Genomic DNA, 15,190 nt, shown 5'->3' with positions numbered 1-15,190 from the left:
TGTGGCGCTGAAGGGGGCGAGGCCCATGAACGACAAGCTGAAGACGGCCCAGGACGACCTGGCCTTCCTGCGCGGCCTGGCCGAAGGCAGCAACGAGCGGGGCGGGCTGGGCGTGGCCGGCGGCGCGCTCTACGGCTCGGCCGGTGTGCTCTACGGCGTCCAGACCCTGGGCTACTTCCTTCAGGAGAGGGGCCTGCTCAGCCTGGGCGTGACCGGGAACATCGTCATGGCCTGGGCGCCGACGGTGATCTTCCTGATCCTGATGACCATCGTCATCATCGTCGATCGCAAGAACCCGCAGCGCGGCGTCACCAACCGGGCGGTCAACGCGGCCTTTTCCGGCACGGGCATCGCCAACCTGGCCCTGGTCCTGGTCTTCGCCTCGGCCGCCGCGCGCAATCACGACTTCCGCTACTGGCTGTTCCATCCGGCCGTGGTGTTCATCCTGCAGGGCGCGGTCTGGTACGTGATCTTCGTGCTGCGCAAGCGGGCCTGGATGGCGCTGGTCGCCATCGGCTGGCTGGTGTCGGGCGTGGCCATGGGGATGCTGATCCACCGCGCCGACCTCTACCTGGCGATCGCGACGTTCGGCCTGTTCGCGCTGATGGGAGGCCCCGGCTTCTTCATGATGCGCCAGGCCATGCAGCAGCGCGCCGCCTGAGGCGATCGTGACGCCCAAGTTCGACATCAGCGGGCTGGACGACGTCATCCATGGTCGGGTGCGGCTGGGGATCGTCGCCTACCTGGCCAGCGCCGAGGTGGCCGACTTCACCGAGCTGAAGACCCTGCTGGAGGTCACGCAAGGCAACCTGTCGATCCACCTGCGCAAGCTGGAAGAGGCTGAGTACGTCTCGATCGACAAGAGCTTCGTCGGCCGCAAGCCCCTGACCCGCGTGCGCCTGACCGAGACCGGCCGGGCGGCTTTCGCCCGCTATCTGAAGGCGATGGGCCAGTTGGTCGAGCAGGCGGGGGGCTCTTCCTGAACCATCCTTTCTGAACCCGTCTCCCCGGCGAAAGCCGGGGCCTAGATGGGATGGCGCTGGGGGGGTTCCAAGGGCTCCGCATTTCTCTAATCAGCCCAAGCGCCATGGGACCTGGGTCCCGGCTTTCGCCGGGAAGACGGATTTAGGAGAAGCCTAGTTCGGCTCGCAGCTCGGCTGGCGTCATCCCGGCCGACCGCAGTTCTCGCAGCGTCTGGGCCTTATCCCTTTTCGCGTAGCGCTTGCCGTCCGGACCGACCAGCAGGCCGTGGTGGCGGTAAGTCGGCGTCGGATAACCCAGCAAAGCCTGCAGCAGGCGCTGGATGTGGGCGGCCTCGAACAGGTCCACGCCTCGGATCACGTGGGTGACGCCTTGCAGCGCGTCGTCATGGACCACGGCCAGATGATAGGCGACGCCGACGTCCTTACGGGCCAGAACGATGTCGCCAGCCGTCTCGGGCCGCGCTTGGATGACGCCGATCTCGCCGTCCGGCCCGGCGTCTTGCTCCACGAAGGTCAGGCTCTCGAACCCTCCCAGGGCATGCCGCGCCGCCGCCAGTGACAGCCGCCAAGCGAAGGCATCGCCGCGCTCCAGGCGCCGGGCTTCCTCATCAACGGGGAGAGGCGCGCCCACATACGGAACCGCCGGCTCGTGCGGAGCGCGGCCGATGTCGATTTCCTTGCGGGTCTTGAAGCAGCGATAGACCAGGCCGCGCTCGCGCAGCGTCTCGATGGCCGCGTGGAAGTCGACCAGGTGCTCGGACTGCCGGCGGGCGGGCGTCTCCCAGTCCAGTCCCAGCCAGGCCAGGTCCTCGAAGATCGCCGCGTCGTACTCCGGCCGGCAACGCGTGGCGTCGATGTCCTCGATGCGCAGCAGGAAACGGCCGCCAGCCTCTTGCGCGGCGCGATACGCCGTCAGCGCCGAGTAGGCATGGCCGCGATGCAGATAGCCCGTCGGCGAGGGCGCGAACCGGGTGACGAAAGACACGTCAGTCCTGGATGGCGGTGAACTTCGCGAACATGCCCAAGTGTTCGAACACCGCGCGCAGGAACGCTTCCTCGCCGCCCAGCAGCTCCTTCAGCGGTGCGAACTGCTTGAAGCCGATCATCTCGGCCAGGCCGTGACCGGCGCACCAGGCGGCGATGGTCGCCAGCTCCAGGTCGATGTCGCTGACGTGGCCGCCGCCGTTCTCGTTGATGGTGTCGCGCACCTGGCAATAGGCGCCGTCGTCCTTCAACTGGTCGGGCAGGGCGTCCTTGTCGCGAGAGCGGTCGTACATGACCCGATAAAGGGCCGGGTTGTCGCGGGCGAAGCAGACATAGGCCACGCCAAGATTGGTCATCCGCGCGCGGGGATCCTCGGTCGAGGCGCGGGCCGTCGACAGAGCCACGTCCAGCTCATGCCAGCCCTCGTGGGCGACGGCTTCCAGCAGTTCGGCCTTGTCCTTGAAATGATGATAGGGCGCGGCGGGGCTGACCCCGGCCTCACGCGCCACGGCCCGCAGGGACAGGGCGGCGGGGCCGTCCGTCTCCAGGATCTTGCGGGCGGCGTCGACCAGGGCGCGGCTCAGGTCGCCATGGTGATACGGGCGGGATTCGGCGGTCGCGGTGCTCATCGGTCCTCACTGTAGCCCCACCTTTCTAAAATTTCATCCAAACGCCGTAAAGATCATCTTGACGTCGTTTAGATGTGCGTTATCTAAGCATCGTCCAGATTGGTTCAGCCAATCGCCCGCTGGGGGCGAGGACAACAAGAGAGGGACTATCGTCATGCAACGCACGCTCAACGCCTTTGAAACCGCCTTCGACCGTCTGGCCGCCGGCTACTTCCTCGTGATCGCCCTGGGCGTCGCCGCCGCCGTCGTCGGCGTGGCCATCTAAGAGTTCGATTGCTCGCGAACGGCGGGGCTATCTTCGATCCCCCGAAGATCCCGCCGCCGCGTTCGGCTTGAACCCCGCCGGTCGGGGAGCTAACCAAGCCAGGACGCGTTAGGCCTCCGACGCCGATCATCGTTGCGCGTCACAGGCTTTCTCCATGATCCAAGACTTCTTCCGATGAGTGTCGCCTTCACGAAAGAGGGCGACAGCGAGGCCTTCGCGGCGGACCTGCCCGATCGCCCGATCTCGACCCATCCCAATCTGGTGACGCCCGAGGGGCTCGATCTGATCGAGGCCGAACTGGCCGCCGCGCGCGCCGCCTATTCGTCGGCCCAGAGCGCGGGCGGAGCCGCTGACGGCGATCGCACCGCCATGGCCCGCGCCACCCGCGACCTGCGCTACTGGTCCTCACGCCGCGCCACCGCCCAGCTGATGGAGCGTGATCCGGCCAAGACCGTCGTGCAGTTCGGCGACCGCGTGACCTTCGAGCGTGAGGACGGCCGCGTGCAGACCTTCCGCATCGTTGGCGAGGACGAGGCCGATCCGGCCCAGGGCTCGGTTTCCTATGTCGCCCCGATCGCCCGCGCCCTTCTTGGAAAGACTATCGGCGACGTGTCGCCGGCGCCGGGCGGCGAGATCGAGATCACTGAGATCGGATAGTTCAGCAAGAAGCGGATTGTCATTCGACGGGGGAAGCTCCACCTGCGAGGGATGTTCGTTCCGCCGACCGCTCAAGCGCTGCTCGAAGCCCGCAAGCATCTCGCCGCCGTCGATCCGGCCCTGGCGGCGATGGAGGCTGTCACGCCGTCGTTCGAATGGCGCGTCGGCCTGGGCGGCTTTCCGGGTCTCCTGAAGATGGTCGTGCAGCAGCAGGTCAGCCTGGCCTCGGCGGCCGCCATCTGGGCGCGGGTCGAGGCAGGGCTGCCGCGGATGACGCCCGATGTCGTGATGGGCCACGACCAGGCCTACCTGCTGTCGTTGGGTCTCTCGCGCCCCAAGGCCCGCTATGCCCACGCCATCGCCCACGCGCATCTGAACGGGACCTGTGACTTCGACGCCTTGCCGGGAATGTCGGACGAGGAGGCGATCGCCGCCCTGACGGCCATCACCGGCATCGGCCGCTGGACCGCCGAGGTCTATCTGATGTTCACCCAAGGGCGGCTCGACATGTTCCCCGGCGGCGACGTCGCCCTGCAGGAGGCCATGCGCTGGGCTGACAGGGCCGAGGCCCGCCCGACCGAGAAGCAGGCCTATCAGCGCGCGGAGCGCTGGCGGCCCTATCGTGGTGTCGCCGCGCATCTGCTGTGGGCCTGCTATGGCGCGGTAAAGCGCAGAGAGATCGCGCCGTTCTAGACTCTTGCGACAGATGTCTTGGTTCTGTCGCTGACTCGGATCATCCTTTCCTTGCGTTCGGGGATGAATGGCGATTCCCAGAATTGCGTAGGAAGGAGGCCCGTCTTCAGTCCTGTCGCGTACTTCATCAGCCGGAGCCTGATACGCTCCGAAGGGGGGCTCTGATGCAGGTCCTCACGCGTCCACCATCGGGCATGCCGGCCCTGGTGCTCAACGCCGACTTCCGGCCGCTAAGCTACTATCCGCTGTCCCTCTGGCCGTGGCAGGAGGTGATCAAGGCGGTGTTCCTGGATCGCGTCGACGTCGTGGCCAGCTACGACCAGGTCGTCCATTCGCCGTCCTTCGAGATGCGGCTACCCAGCGTCGTGGCGCTGAAGCAGTACGTCCCACAGGAGCGGCCGCCGGCCTTCACCCGCTTCAACCTGTTCCTGCGCGACAGCTTCAGCTGCCAGTACTGCGGTTCGCTGGAGGACCTGACCTTCGACCACGTGATCCCCCGCTCGCGAGGCGGCCGGACCACTTGGGAGAACATCGTCACCGCCTGCGCGCCCTGCAACCTCAGCAAGGGTGGCCGCACGCCGCGCGAAGCCGGCATGCAGCCCTTCCACACCGCCCGCCGCCCCTCGATGCACGAGCTGCAGGAGCGGGGACGCAGGTTCCCACCAGGGCGGCTGCACGTCAGCTGGCTGGACTACCTGTACTGGGATATCGAGCTGGAGGCGTAGAGCTTCAGACAGCAAAACGGCCCGGGCGATCTTTCAAGGAGAGGTGTCCCGGGCCGTGGCTGTGAGGCGGAAGGGGATCGGTCCGCCCGTAGCTGCACCATGAAATGCGGCGCTATGGCGAAGGTTCCGGGTCAGGGCGGAAAATGTTTCGATGCTGCAACATGGGCAGTGTCGGGCGCTGAACGATGCAACCCGAACCTCGACCAATGGGTTTTTACAGCCGAGGCAAAAGCCACGGGAGGTACCCATGAACCGCCACCACACCGACGACGGCGACAAGCGCCATTTCACTCACGGCACGGCCGCTTCGACCGCCGACATGGCTTCGGAAGGCAAGGTCCGTCCGGAAGATCGTCACATCGACGCGCCGCATGCTCGAGAAGCCAAGCGCCCGTTGGCCGAAGGCGAGAAGCACGACCAGTTGGCCGCCAAGGTTGAGAAGTCCGAGAACCGTCAGGAAGCCCTGCTGGACGAGGGCCTGGAAGAGAGCTTCCCGGGTAGCGATCCGGTCAGCGTCAAGCGCATTACCTGATCAGCGAGCCGGAAACCGGCGGGCGGCGCGTTTGGCGAAGCTGAGCACGACGCCCGCTTCAGGCTCGGCGATAATCGGCTCGAAGGCCACGACCGGACGGCGACGCGGCTGGCGACGGTCCAGGGCGGCGATCTGGTCGAAGGTCAGGTCGCCTTGCTCGCGGGCCATCTTGCGGACCGTCTCGATCATGCTGGCGCCGTAGATGGTCAGGATGCCGGCGGCGTCGGCCAGCCAGTCGGGGATGTTGCCGTCGCGATGGGCGATGACCTGGGCGACCTCGACACCAGCGCCGAGCACCAGGGCCGCGATCATCAGGTCGTTGCGGCGCATGCGCGGAAACGCCAGGAACGAGACCGCCAGCAGGCCGCCGAACGCGATCGCGTGGGCGGCCTTGTCGTTGAGGCCGAAGATCGCCTCGGCGCCCTGGAAAGAACCCAGGGTCAGCACGGCCACCGCCAGAGAGCCGACCACCAGCGTGACGCGAGCGGCGGTGACGAAATGGACGGGCTTGAACATGGGACGCGACCTTCGGAAGGGACGTCTCCGTCCTAACGGCGAAGGTCGCGCCATTCGGTGAATGGACAGGGTTAGCGGATTATTTCTTCTCCGCGTCCGCCTTCTTCTTGGCCTCGGCTTCGGCCTTGGCCGCGTCGTCCGTGGCCTTCTTCCAGGCCTGGAACTCTTCCACATAAGGCTGGCGGCGCAGGACCTTGGACGCCGGATCGACGATCACCGGCACGGCAGCGCCCACGGTCACGCGGCCCGTCCCGCCGGCCATCGGCACGGTGACGACCTTGCCGCCGACCTTGACCTCGACCGGCATTGGGAAGGGCTTGTCCTTGGGCGTCTTCCATTTCAGCACCAGGTCGCCGCCTTCGCGGGTCTCCAGCAGTTCGGGCGGCGCGGCCTCGTAGAGGTAGACGTCGAAGAACCAGCCGTAGTCCTTGCCGGTCACCTGGTTGACGATCTTCACATAGTCCTTGGTGCCCAGGTAGCGCGGCGTGAAATTGCCCGGGTTGGGCTCGGCCGTACCGTAGACGGCCATGCGGGTGATCTTGAAGAAGTCGTCGTCGCCGACCAGCGCGCGCAGGGTATGCAGGACGTTGGAGGCCTTGGAATAGATGTCGTTCCCCGGCCCGCGATCGGCGTTGTAGACCTCGTCCTCCTTCAGCGCCCGGCCCGAGACGATCGGGTACTTGTTGCGAATGCCCAGGCGCTGGGTGTTGAGGCGCGACATGTACTCCATGTCGCCGTGCAGCCACTGGGAATAGAGCGGCTGCATGTAGCTGCCATAGCCCTCGTGCAGCCACATGTCGTCATTGTCGACATCGGTCAGCTGGTTGCCGAACCACTCGTGCGCGAACTCGTGCTGCAGCAGCCAGTCGAAGCCGAAGCCGTCCTTCCGGTACTCGTTGCCATAGGCGTTGATGGTCTGGTGCTCCATGCCCAGGTGCGGGGTCTCGACCACGCCCATCTTCTCGTCGCGGAACGGGTAGGGGCCGATCATCTGCTCGTAGAAGTCCAGCATCGGCGTGAACTCGGCGAACAGGGCCTTGGCCTTCTCGGTGCGGTCCTTCAGGTGCCAGAACGACATCGGGAAGCTGTCGCCGAAGCGGCTCTTGTACGTGCCGGTCAGTTCCTCGTAGGGGCCGACGTCCAGGGCGATGGCGTAGGTGTTGGGGTTCTTGGCCTGCCAGTTGTAGGTCCGCCAGCCGTCCTTCTCGGTCATGCCCTTGAAGACGCCGTTGGCCGGCGCGACCAGCGGGGCGGGGACGGTGATGTGCAGGTCGACCAGCTTGGGCTCGCCGGTCGGGTAGTCGATGCAGGGCCAGAACAGGTCGCAGCCGTCGCCTTGCACGGCGGTGGCGATCCAGGGCTCGCCGGTCGGGGCCTTGCTCCAGACGAAGCCGCCGTCCCAGGGCGCGCGCTTGGCTTCGTGCGGGACGCCGTCATAGGTGACGGCCAGGGTGACCTGCTTGCCCTTGGCGACCGGCTTGGGCAGGGCGATGGTCAGGCGGCCTTCGGGATTGCTCCAGGCCGAGGGCTTCAGGGCCTTGCCGTCGATGGTCAGCTTGCGGATGGCGAAGACGCGGTCGAAGTCGACGACCAGCTTGGTCAGCGGGCTCTTGGCGGTGAAGGTCAGGGTCGCCTGGCCCTCGATCGCCTTCTTCTCGGGCAGGATCTTGAACGTCAGATCGGCGTGGTCGAAGCCCAGGGCCTGTTGCTCGACGGGCATAGGGCCGCCGGTCTCCAGGCTGAGATCGCTGGTCGTGAGAGGTTGTTGGGCGAAGGCCTGGCCGGCTGACAGGGCCAGGATCGACGCCGCGCAGGCGGCGAGGTTACGGAAGGACAAGTGGGCGACTCCCCAACGCGATGACGTATTGGGGCGTATCGGTAGGCCCGGCCGGGCCAAACGCCAAGCTTCAGATCTTCTCGCTGATCTTGATGGCGGCCCGGCAGCCCGCTTGGATGACAGCGGTGAGCAACGGATAGGCGGCGGCCTCGTGAGCGCCTTCCTCGATGGCCAGGTCGCGGTGGGCCAGCTCGTCGTCGCGGAACTGGGTCAGCTCGGCGGCCAGTTCCGGATCGCGGTCCTTCAGCTCCTCGATCTGGCCGGCATAGTGCTTCTCGATCACCGTTTCGACGGCTTCGGTGCAGGCGTGGGCGGCCTTGTCGCCGAGCAGGGCGGTGCCCGCGCCCAGGGCGAAGGCGGCCGCGCGCCAGACCGGCGACATCAGGGTCGGGCGCACGTTGCGCTCGGTCAGCAGCTCGTTGAAGCGGGACAGGTGGACCTGTTCGTGGCCCTCCATCTCCTTCAACTGATCGGCGATGCGCTCGCGGCCCGGCGCGTTGCGCATGACCGCCGCCTGGCCACGATAGATGTGCACGGCCGCCAGCTCGCCGGCCTGGTCGACGCGCAGGATCTCGGCGAGGCGCGAGTTCAGCGCGCCTTGGCCGGGGCGAGGAGGGACTGGGCGGGTCATTACAGCGTCTCCGCCTTGCGCAGGCCCGCCAGCGCCGACCAGACGGCCAGCTTCAGCGAGACCAGGGCGTTCCAGCCGGCCATCGACAGGCCCAGGAACACCCAGGCGGCCTTGTCGCACATCGGCGGCTTGACCTTCATCGTGCCCTTCAGCATGGCCGAGAGGTTCGAGGCGCTGGCCGCGCCGCTGCCGGTGCAGGTGGTCGGGCCCGGCCACCATTTCCACTCGACGCCGGCATGGAACACCGCCAGGCCCGCGCCGTACAGGAAGATCGCGCCCAGCAGCAGGTTCACCGGCTGGCGCAGACGCGCCCACAGCGGCGTGCGCTGCAGGACGGCGCCGATCAGGCCGACGGTCCCGGCGACCCAGTAGACCTCCCGCGCCTTCAGGCACAGGTGGCAGGGGGCGAGGTGGCCGAAGGTCTCGAAGCTGTGCGCGATGGCCAGCATCAGGGCGCTGGACAGGAAGGCGACCAGCGGCCAGTGGCGGGTGACCAGGTCATAGACCGTGGCGACAAGGCTCGGCGTCGCGGCGTCTACCGTTGTCGCAGGACCACGCACGGGCGTCGCGGTCGGCGTTTCGGCCTGGTGTTGTTCGTTATTCGTCATGCGACGCAAGCTCCGCCATGTCCGCCTCCGCCCAGGAAATGGCTGGCGGTGAGGCCGATGACAAGGAGCGCGATCAAAAGACCGGCGAACAGGGCCAGGCGCCGTTCGACGATCGGCAGCAGGGTCGGGCCGAACTTCTTGATGATGAAGGCCACCAGGAAGAAGCGGGCGCCGCGGGTGGCGACCGAGGCGGCGATGAACATCGGGAAGCTGAACGCGGCCAGGCCCGAGGCGATGGTCACCAGCTTGTAGGGAATGGGGGTCAGGCCCTTGGCCAGGATCACCCAGACGCCGTACTTGCCGTACCAGCACTGAAATTCCTGCAGGCCGCCTTCATGGCCGGTCGCGGCCATCATCCACAGGCCGAAGTCACGCAGGAAGTAGCCGATCGCATAGCCCAGGCAGCCGCCCAACACCGAGGCGATCGTGCAGATCAGGGCGTAGTTCCAGGCCTTCTCCGGCTTGGCCAGGCACATCGGGGCCAGCATCACGTCCGGCGGGACCGGGAAGAACGAGCTCTCGGCGAACGACACGGCGAAGAGGCTCTTCGAAGCGTGTTTGGAAGCGGCCAGGCCCATGACCCAGTCGTACATACGGCGCAGCATGCGGACTCCGAAGGAACGTGATGCGCGTTGCTAGCAGGGCAGGGGCAGCTTGTCCGCAAGGATCGGCGCGCGCGGCTTCCCGGCCCACGCGCGCCTCCATTCCGGTCAGAACTTCAGCGCCAGGGAAACGCTGTAGTTACGGCCGGGCTGGCTGTAGCCGTCCTTGACGGTGGAGTTGTCGGCCAGGCCGCGCGCGTCGGCCCACCACCAGTACTTCTCGTCGGTCAGGTTGAAGACGCCGCCGCGCAGGGTGACGTTCTGCGTCACCGCCCACCAGGCCGTCAGGTCGCCGACCGTGAACGAGGGCGGGGTGAAGCAGTTCAGCGGCGAGCTGCCGGGGACGGCTCCGGTGCACGACACGCCGGCGCGGCCGGCCGACTTGCGGTCCGAGTGGATGACCGACAGGTCGCCGCCGAACTTGCCCGAGGGCGCGCGATAGGCGACGCCGCCCGTCAGCTTGACGGGATCTATCGAGGTCAGGGGCGTGTTGACGCCGTTGCTGCGCGAAGCGCCGCGAGCATACGAGGCGGCCGCGCGAGCGGTGAAGCCGTAGCCCAGATCGAACGAGCCCTTGGCCTCGGCGCCGCTGATCTTCACGCCCGCCAGGTTGACGTACTGGTAGACGGCCGGGTTGGTCGGCGTGAAATTACCCGCCACCTGCACCTGCTCGATGAAGTCGTCGTACTCGCCCGTGAAGCCGGTGACGGCCACGCGCCAGCCGCCGCGGTGCAAGCGGAAGCCGGCCTCCAGGGTCTTGCTGGTCTCGGGCTTCAGGTCCGGGTTCGAGATCGAGCGGTAGTTCGAGATCGGGTTGGCGAAGCCGGTGTTGACCTGCGAGGGCGAGGGCGCCTTGAAGCCCGCAGCCACATTGGCAAACACGGTGACTAGGTCGGTGGCGTCCCAGACCAGACCAAGCTTGGGCGAGACGTGCGTGTCGCTCTGGCCCGAGCTGGCGATGGTGAACAGCGGGTCGGTCTTCGGATCCAGCTTGTAGTAGTCCAGGCGCACGGCCGGATAGATGGTCACCGGACCGGCGGTGATCTCGTCCTGGACGTACAGGCCGGCCAGGGTGAAGTCCGTGGTCGGGAAGGCCTTGGCGGGGAAGGTCTCGCCGGCCGGCGGCACCGTGCCGTCGCGCGTGCCCTTCTGGCGGGTGATCGAGGCGTCGCCGCCCCAGACGACTTCGTGCTTGAACGCGCCCTGGTCGAAGACGCTGTGCAGCTCGACGGCCGCGCCCAGCACGCGGTTGTCGAAGGTGGCGTCGCGGGTGCGGTCGGCGGCGGTGAAGCGGTCCTCGGCCGAGAACTGGCGGGTCGTGCTCTTTTGCCAATACAGCGAGGTGCGCGCGGCGTTGATCAGGCCCTGGCCGTTGTCGAAGCGGTGGTCCAGGGCGACGCGGTCGCGCTTGACCTTGTCGAAGGCGGTCAGGCCGATGACGCTGGTCGAGGCCAGCGGCGGCTTGGCGATGGCCGACAGCACGTTCCAGTCGACGTCGCGATCCATGTGGTCGACGGTCAGGCGGAAGCGGTTGTTGTCGTTCGGGCTATAGACCAGCTTTCCCAGCACCGAGTTGGACTGGTTGTCCTCGGGGTTGGCGGTGGTGCGGTCGGTGTTGGCCGCGTTGTTGGTCCCGGCCGTCTCCTGGCCCTCGCCGTCGCGGCGGGTGTAGGCGACCAGAGCTTCCCAGCGGTCGGACTTGCCGGCCAGCACCAGGCTCTCGGTCCAGCTTTCATCGGCCGAGGCGTAGCCGACGCGGGCGCGGACGGCGAAGGTCTTGCCGTCCTTCAGGATGTCGGACGGATCCTTGGTGATGAAGGTGACCGAGCCGGCCAGGCCGTCGGCGCCGTACAGGGCGGAGGCCGGACCGCGCACGATCTCGACCGACTTCAGGATATCCAGGTCCACATAGTCGCCGCGGCCGGTCGACTGGGCGCCGAAGGCGAAGCCGTCGGGCACGCGCACGCCGTCGACGACGATCAGCACGCGGTTGCCTTCCAGGCCGCGGATGTTGAAGCCGGCATTGCCGTCACGGCCCGTCGAGGCGCCGGCGGCGGTGAAGCGGGCAGGGGCGTTGCGCACCGACACGCCCGGCTCGTCGCGGACCAGGTCCTTGATGTCGCGCACCAGGCCGTCCTCGATCTCTTCCGACGAGATGACGCTGACGGTCACGGGGGCCTGCGAGACGGTCTTTTCCGAGCGCGTGGCGGTGACGGTGACCTTGTCGACCTCGGCCGAGTCGGCGGCGGTGTTGGCGTCCGCGGCGTAGGCGGTCGTGGCCAGCAGGGCGGCGGTCGAGGCGGCCGCCAGGGCCGCCAGCTTCAGGCGAGACATCGATATCCCCTCGATGATGCGTTTGCGAATTAATCGCAATTGATGGGCGATGGCCTAAAGCGGGCGCTCCGACCGGTCAAGCTAATTGCAATTGATTCTCAGAAGTAATCGCAATATGCCGAGGTCGCCGCGACTGGAGCGGCGCCTGGGGTGCTTCCGATGATCCGTTCTCTCCGCGCTGGCCTGCTGGGCGGCGCGCTCTTGCTCAGCCTCGCCGTCCCGGCTGCCCAGGCCCACTCGCCCTATCTGCTGCCGACCGTGTTCGACGCTTCGGACCGCAAGGTGGTCACCGTCGAGGGCTCGTTCACCGAGAGTTTCTTCACGCCCGAGGTGGTGATGAAGTCCGACGCCTATGCGGTGGTTGGTCCGGACGGCGTGCGCACGGCCATCACCCCGACCTATCTGCGCCAGCTGGCGGTGTTCGAGGTCGCGACCGAAGCGCCCGGCACCTATCGCATCACCACCGGCCAGCGCGGCGGCCGCACCGCCAAGGCCGCCCTGGTCAAGGGGCAGTGGGAGTTCTTCGAGGGCGAGAAGGCCCCGGCCGACGCCATCGACATGCAGAGCCTGACGACCGCCGAGGTCTATGTCACCCGGGGCGCGCCCAGCGACGCGGCCCTGGCCCCGACCGGCAAGGGCATCGAATTCAAGGCGATCACCCATCCCAGCAAGATCGTCACCGGCCAGGACGCGGTGTTCGAGGTGTTGTTCGACGGCAAGCCGGTGGCCAACCAGGCGATCGAGTTCGTCGCCGCCGAGGATCGCTACGCCGACGCCAAGCCGGCTCCCAAGACCGTCACCAGCGACGCCAAGGGGCGCTTCGCCGTGAAGCCGGACCACTCGGGCCTCTACCACATCCAGACCCGCTACCGCCTGGGCCCGGCCGCCACCGGCCAGCCTGGCCATAGCTACACCTACGCCCTGACCTTCGAATCCCTCCGCTAGGACGACACCCCCATGAAGACCCGCATCATCCTTGCCGCCGCGATCGCGGCTTCGCTGGCCGCCGGTTCGGCCCATGCCGCCTCGCACGCCCGCGACACCTTCATCAAGGAGCAGGACCAGAACGGCGACGGCGTCGTCAGCAAGGACGAGTTCGCCGCCACCCGCGCACTGCAATTCGCCGCCACCGACGCCGACAAGAACGGCTCGCTGTCGCAGGCCGAGTACGTGGGCGAGTTCAAGGCGCGCCTGGAGAAGAAGCTCGCCGCCGACACCCGCCCGGCCGACAAGAAGGAAGAAGAGCGCGTGCGCCAGATGCGCCAGGCCGACGTGCGTTTCGGCGTGCTCGACAGCGACAAGAGCGGCGCCATCACCCGCGCCGAGTTCGACTATTCGGGCTGGCGGATGTTCAACCACCACGACACCAACAACGACGGGACGGTCTCGGCCGCCGATCCGGTCAAGGAAGACCAGCAGGACTAGATCAATCCTGTCATCCCGGCCGCAGCGCAGCGAAGAGCCGGGACCGCGGAAAGCGCCGCGTTTCCTGCGGTCCCGGATCGGCGCGCTTCGCGCTTGTCCGGGATGACAGGGATCATCGCCCACCTTGGTTTTTCGGCGTTTCGTGGCTATGACCGCCCGCTAACACGGGCCCATGGCCCAGACTGAAAGCTTGAAGACCATGAGCGACACGCCTCCCGACCGCCTCTCGGTGAACCCGGACAGCCCGTACTACGACGCCGACCTGCTGGAACGCGGCATCGGCATCCGCTTCAAGGGCGTCGAGAAGACCAACGTCGAAGAGTACTGCATCTCTGAGAAGTGGGTGCGCGTCGCGGCTGGCAAGACCGTGGACCGCAAGGGCAACCCGATGACCCTGAAGCTGCAGGGTGAAGTCGAAGCCTATTTCCGCGACGACGCCGAAGGCTAAGCGGTGGCCGACGCCGATCTCGAGGCGATGGCGCGCGACGAGCTTTCGCGCGCCGTGACCCTGCGCTGGCAGGACCTGCGCGGCATCGTGCCGTGGGGCGACACCTTCGAAGGCATCTCGCCCGCCGGCCGCTATGTCGAGGTCGAGCGCAGCTATATCTGGGCCTCGGAAGAGGGCGGCGACATCCTCTGCGAGGTGACCGTCTTTGGCGGCCCGTCGCGCTATGACGCGGGCGAACGCGTCTCCAGCATCATTTATCGCCCATCCTGAGCACCTTGGCCGTGCATCGATAACGCTGTTGCGTTAACCATATGGCGCGCCCGTCGTCGGCGCATCGCGTGGGGCTCAGGGGGATCGCCGTGTACCAGTCAGAATTTCCGGTCGAGACGCCGATACCGGTCTTCGACCCGACCCTGGTGTTCCTGCTGATCCTGGCGGGTCTGGCCATCGCCGGCCTGGCCTTCTTCGCCGGCCGCCTGACCGGTCGCGGCGACAAGGGTGAGAAGCAGAGCGACGTCGCCAAGATCATCCACGAGGCCGTGAAGGCCAAGTGCGTGGCCGCCTCCAGCGCCCATTCCGGCGAGCTGATCGTCAAGACCCAGGATCTGATCGACGAGGTCAAGCTGCGCATCGGTCCGGTGCTGGCTTTCGGCGGTCCTTGCGCCAAGGCCTTCGAGCACCTGGGCAAGGCCATGAAGGGCGAACCGCCCGAAGAGAAGAAGAAGGACGACCACGGCAAGGGCGGCGACAAGCATGGCCACGGCCATGGCGGCAAGGACGCCCATGGTCACGGCCACGATTCGCACAGCCACGGCGATTCGAAGGGCCACGGGGCCGAGATCGACGTCCTGACCCGCAACGTCACCATCTTGGCGCCCCAGACGGTCGTCATCGCCAACGCCCCCAAGGGCGACAAGCCGCACGACGATCACGGCCACGACGACCACAAGGACGAGACCCCCAAGGTCCTGGACCACAAGGAGTTCATGCAGCTGCTGCGCCTGGCCGTGGCCGAGTTCTCCGACTTCTGGAATCGTCCCAACTGCCTGCGCGAGATCGAGGACTGCCAGAAGGTCCTGATCCAGACCGCGCCGCTGCCCAAGCTCAAGGTCCGCCTGTCCGAGCGCGACTGATCCCCGGAAAAACACGTCCGGGGGCATGAGAACGCCAATCAGGAAGGCGAGACGACTATTCGCTGCCCAAGCAGCGTGCGAAAGTACCTGTTCGTGCAAGTGAACTCGTCGGGGCGTTGAGCCTTCAGCGGGGGACGCCCAAATCAAGAGTACGCGCGGCGCTCCGCAGAGTCGCCCGTGTGAAACGG

Annotated in this window: 20 protein-coding genes; 12 read left to right on the top strand and 8 right to left on the bottom strand. The window is 67.0% G+C overall.

Annotated features, from left to right (window positions below):
- Positions 1–25: 25 nt before the first annotated feature.
- Both J7528_RS07275 and J7528_RS07270 read left to right on the top strand, forming a co-directional pair.
- Positions 26–661, top strand: coding sequence for a hypothetical protein (locus J7528_RS07275; protein ID WP_291872297.1), 636 nt, complete (start codon positions 26–28; stop codon positions 659–661).
- 7 nt (positions 662–668) lie between these two features.
- Complete coding sequence (locus J7528_RS07270) at positions 669–983, top strand: transcriptional regulator (RefSeq protein WP_291872295.1); 315 nt, start codon at positions 669–671, stop codon at positions 981–983.
- A 142-nt stretch (positions 984–1,125) separates the two neighbouring features.
- Here the strand turns inward: J7528_RS07270 and gluQRS are convergent, their stop codons facing one another.
- Both gluQRS and J7528_RS07260 read right to left on the bottom strand, forming a co-directional pair.
- Entirely contained in the window at positions 1,126–1,968 is an 843-nt protein-coding gene (gluQRS, locus tag J7528_RS07265; protein WP_291872293.1) for a tRNA glutamyl-Q(34) synthetase GluQRS, read from the bottom strand.
- A gap of 1 nt (position 1,969) precedes the next feature.
- Positions 1,970–2,596 (bottom strand): TetR/AcrR family transcriptional regulator, encoded by a 627-nt coding sequence (locus J7528_RS07260; protein WP_291872291.1) that lies wholly within the window; start codon positions 2,594–2,596, stop codon positions 1,970–1,972.
- A 154-nt stretch (positions 2,597–2,750) separates the two neighbouring features.
- Here J7528_RS07260 and J7528_RS07255 point away from each other — a divergent pair, with 154 nt between their 5' ends.
- The 5 genes from J7528_RS07255 to J7528_RS07235 all read left to right on the top strand — a co-directional run bounded on the left by J7528_RS07255 (position 2,751) and on the right by J7528_RS07235 (position 5,468).
- The gene (locus J7528_RS07255; RefSeq protein ID WP_291872289.1) at positions 2,751–2,861 is read left to right on the top strand and encodes a hypothetical protein; all 111 of its coding nucleotides are present in this window, start codon (positions 2,751–2,753) and stop codon (positions 2,859–2,861) included.
- Positions 2,862–3,035: 174 nt separating this feature from the next.
- Positions 3,036–3,518 (top strand): transcription elongation factor GreA, encoded by a 483-nt coding sequence (gene greA / locus J7528_RS07250; protein ID WP_291872287.1) that lies wholly within the window; start codon positions 3,036–3,038, stop codon positions 3,516–3,518.
- Between the two features lie 51 nt (positions 3,519–3,569).
- Positions 3,570–4,211, top strand: a complete 642-nt coding sequence (locus J7528_RS07245; RefSeq protein ID WP_291872285.1) for a DNA-3-methyladenine glycosylase — start codon at positions 3,570–3,572, stop codon at positions 4,209–4,211.
- Between the two features lie 161 nt (positions 4,212–4,372).
- Entirely contained in the window at positions 4,373–4,936 is a 564-nt protein-coding gene (locus J7528_RS07240) for an HNH endonuclease (protein ID WP_291872746.1), read from the top strand.
- 247 nt (positions 4,937–5,183) lie between these two features.
- On the top strand, positions 5,184–5,468 hold the full coding sequence (locus tag J7528_RS07235) for a hypothetical protein (protein ID WP_291872283.1): 285 nt from the start codon (positions 5,184–5,186) through the stop codon (positions 5,466–5,468).
- Here the strand turns inward: J7528_RS07235 and J7528_RS07230 are convergent, their stop codons facing one another.
- The 6 genes from J7528_RS07230 to J7528_RS07205 all read right to left on the bottom strand — a co-directional run bounded on the left by J7528_RS07230 (position 5,469) and on the right by J7528_RS07205 (position 11,996).
- Positions 5,469–5,984 carry a VanZ family protein gene (locus tag J7528_RS07230; RefSeq protein ID WP_291872281.1) on the bottom strand — a complete coding sequence of 172 codons (516 nt, stop codon included), beginning with the start codon at positions 5,982–5,984 and terminating at the stop codon, positions 5,469–5,471.
- A gap of 79 nt (positions 5,985–6,063) precedes the next feature.
- Positions 6,064–7,821, bottom strand: a complete 1,758-nt coding sequence (locus J7528_RS07225; protein WP_291872279.1) for a M1 family metallopeptidase — start codon at positions 7,819–7,821, stop codon at positions 6,064–6,066.
- 70 nt (positions 7,822–7,891) lie between these two features.
- Complete coding sequence (locus J7528_RS07220; protein WP_291872277.1) at positions 7,892–8,452, bottom strand: demethoxyubiquinone hydroxylase family protein; 561 nt, start codon at positions 8,450–8,452, stop codon at positions 7,892–7,894.
- Complete coding sequence (locus J7528_RS07215; protein ID WP_291872276.1) at positions 8,452–9,060, bottom strand: disulfide bond formation protein B; 609 nt, start codon at positions 9,058–9,060, stop codon at positions 8,452–8,454. The genes J7528_RS07220 and J7528_RS07215 overlap by 1 nt, the downstream gene beginning before the upstream one ends.
- Complete coding sequence (locus J7528_RS07210; RefSeq protein ID WP_291872274.1) at positions 9,057–9,665, bottom strand: YqaA family protein; 609 nt, start codon at positions 9,663–9,665, stop codon at positions 9,057–9,059. The genes J7528_RS07215 and J7528_RS07210 overlap by 4 nt, the downstream gene beginning before the upstream one ends.
- Positions 9,666–9,770: 105 nt before the next feature.
- Positions 9,771–11,996: a TonB-dependent hemoglobin/transferrin/lactoferrin family receptor gene (locus J7528_RS07205; protein WP_291872272.1), complete on the bottom strand. Its 2,226-nt coding sequence runs from the start codon at positions 11,994–11,996 to the stop codon at positions 9,771–9,773.
- 159 nt (positions 11,997–12,155) lie between these two features.
- On the opposite strand from J7528_RS07205, the gene J7528_RS07200 reads away from it, so the two are divergent.
- The 5 genes from J7528_RS07200 to J7528_RS07180 all read left to right on the top strand — a co-directional run bounded on the left by J7528_RS07200 (position 12,156) and on the right by J7528_RS07180 (position 15,002).
- Positions 12,156–12,941, top strand: coding sequence for a DUF4198 domain-containing protein (locus J7528_RS07200; protein ID WP_291872270.1), 786 nt, complete (start codon positions 12,156–12,158; stop codon positions 12,939–12,941).
- Positions 12,942–12,953: 12 nt separating this feature from the next.
- The gene (locus J7528_RS07195; protein WP_291872268.1) at positions 12,954–13,421 is read left to right on the top strand and encodes an EF-hand domain-containing protein; all 468 of its coding nucleotides are present in this window, start codon (positions 12,954–12,956) and stop codon (positions 13,419–13,421) included.
- A 199-nt stretch (positions 13,422–13,620) separates the two neighbouring features.
- Complete coding sequence (locus J7528_RS07190; protein WP_291872266.1) at positions 13,621–13,869, top strand: DUF3297 family protein; 249 nt, start codon at positions 13,621–13,623, stop codon at positions 13,867–13,869.
- Positions 13,870–13,896: 27 nt separating this feature from the next.
- Positions 13,897–14,139 (top strand): hypothetical protein, encoded by a 243-nt coding sequence (locus J7528_RS07185; protein WP_291872744.1) that lies wholly within the window; start codon positions 13,897–13,899, stop codon positions 14,137–14,139.
- A gap of 89 nt (positions 14,140–14,228) precedes the next feature.
- Positions 14,229–15,002, top strand: a complete 774-nt coding sequence (locus tag J7528_RS07180; protein WP_291872264.1) for a hypothetical protein — start codon at positions 14,229–14,231, stop codon at positions 15,000–15,002.
- The last annotated feature ends 188 nt before the right edge of the window (positions 15,003–15,190 follow it).

Source organism: Caulobacter sp. (assembly GCF_017744445.1).
GTDB lineage: Bacteria > Pseudomonadota > Alphaproteobacteria > Caulobacterales > Caulobacteraceae > Caulobacter.
The sequence above is the reverse complement of the archived record's forward strand: the minus strand, read 5'-3'. Positions and strand labels throughout refer to the sequence as shown.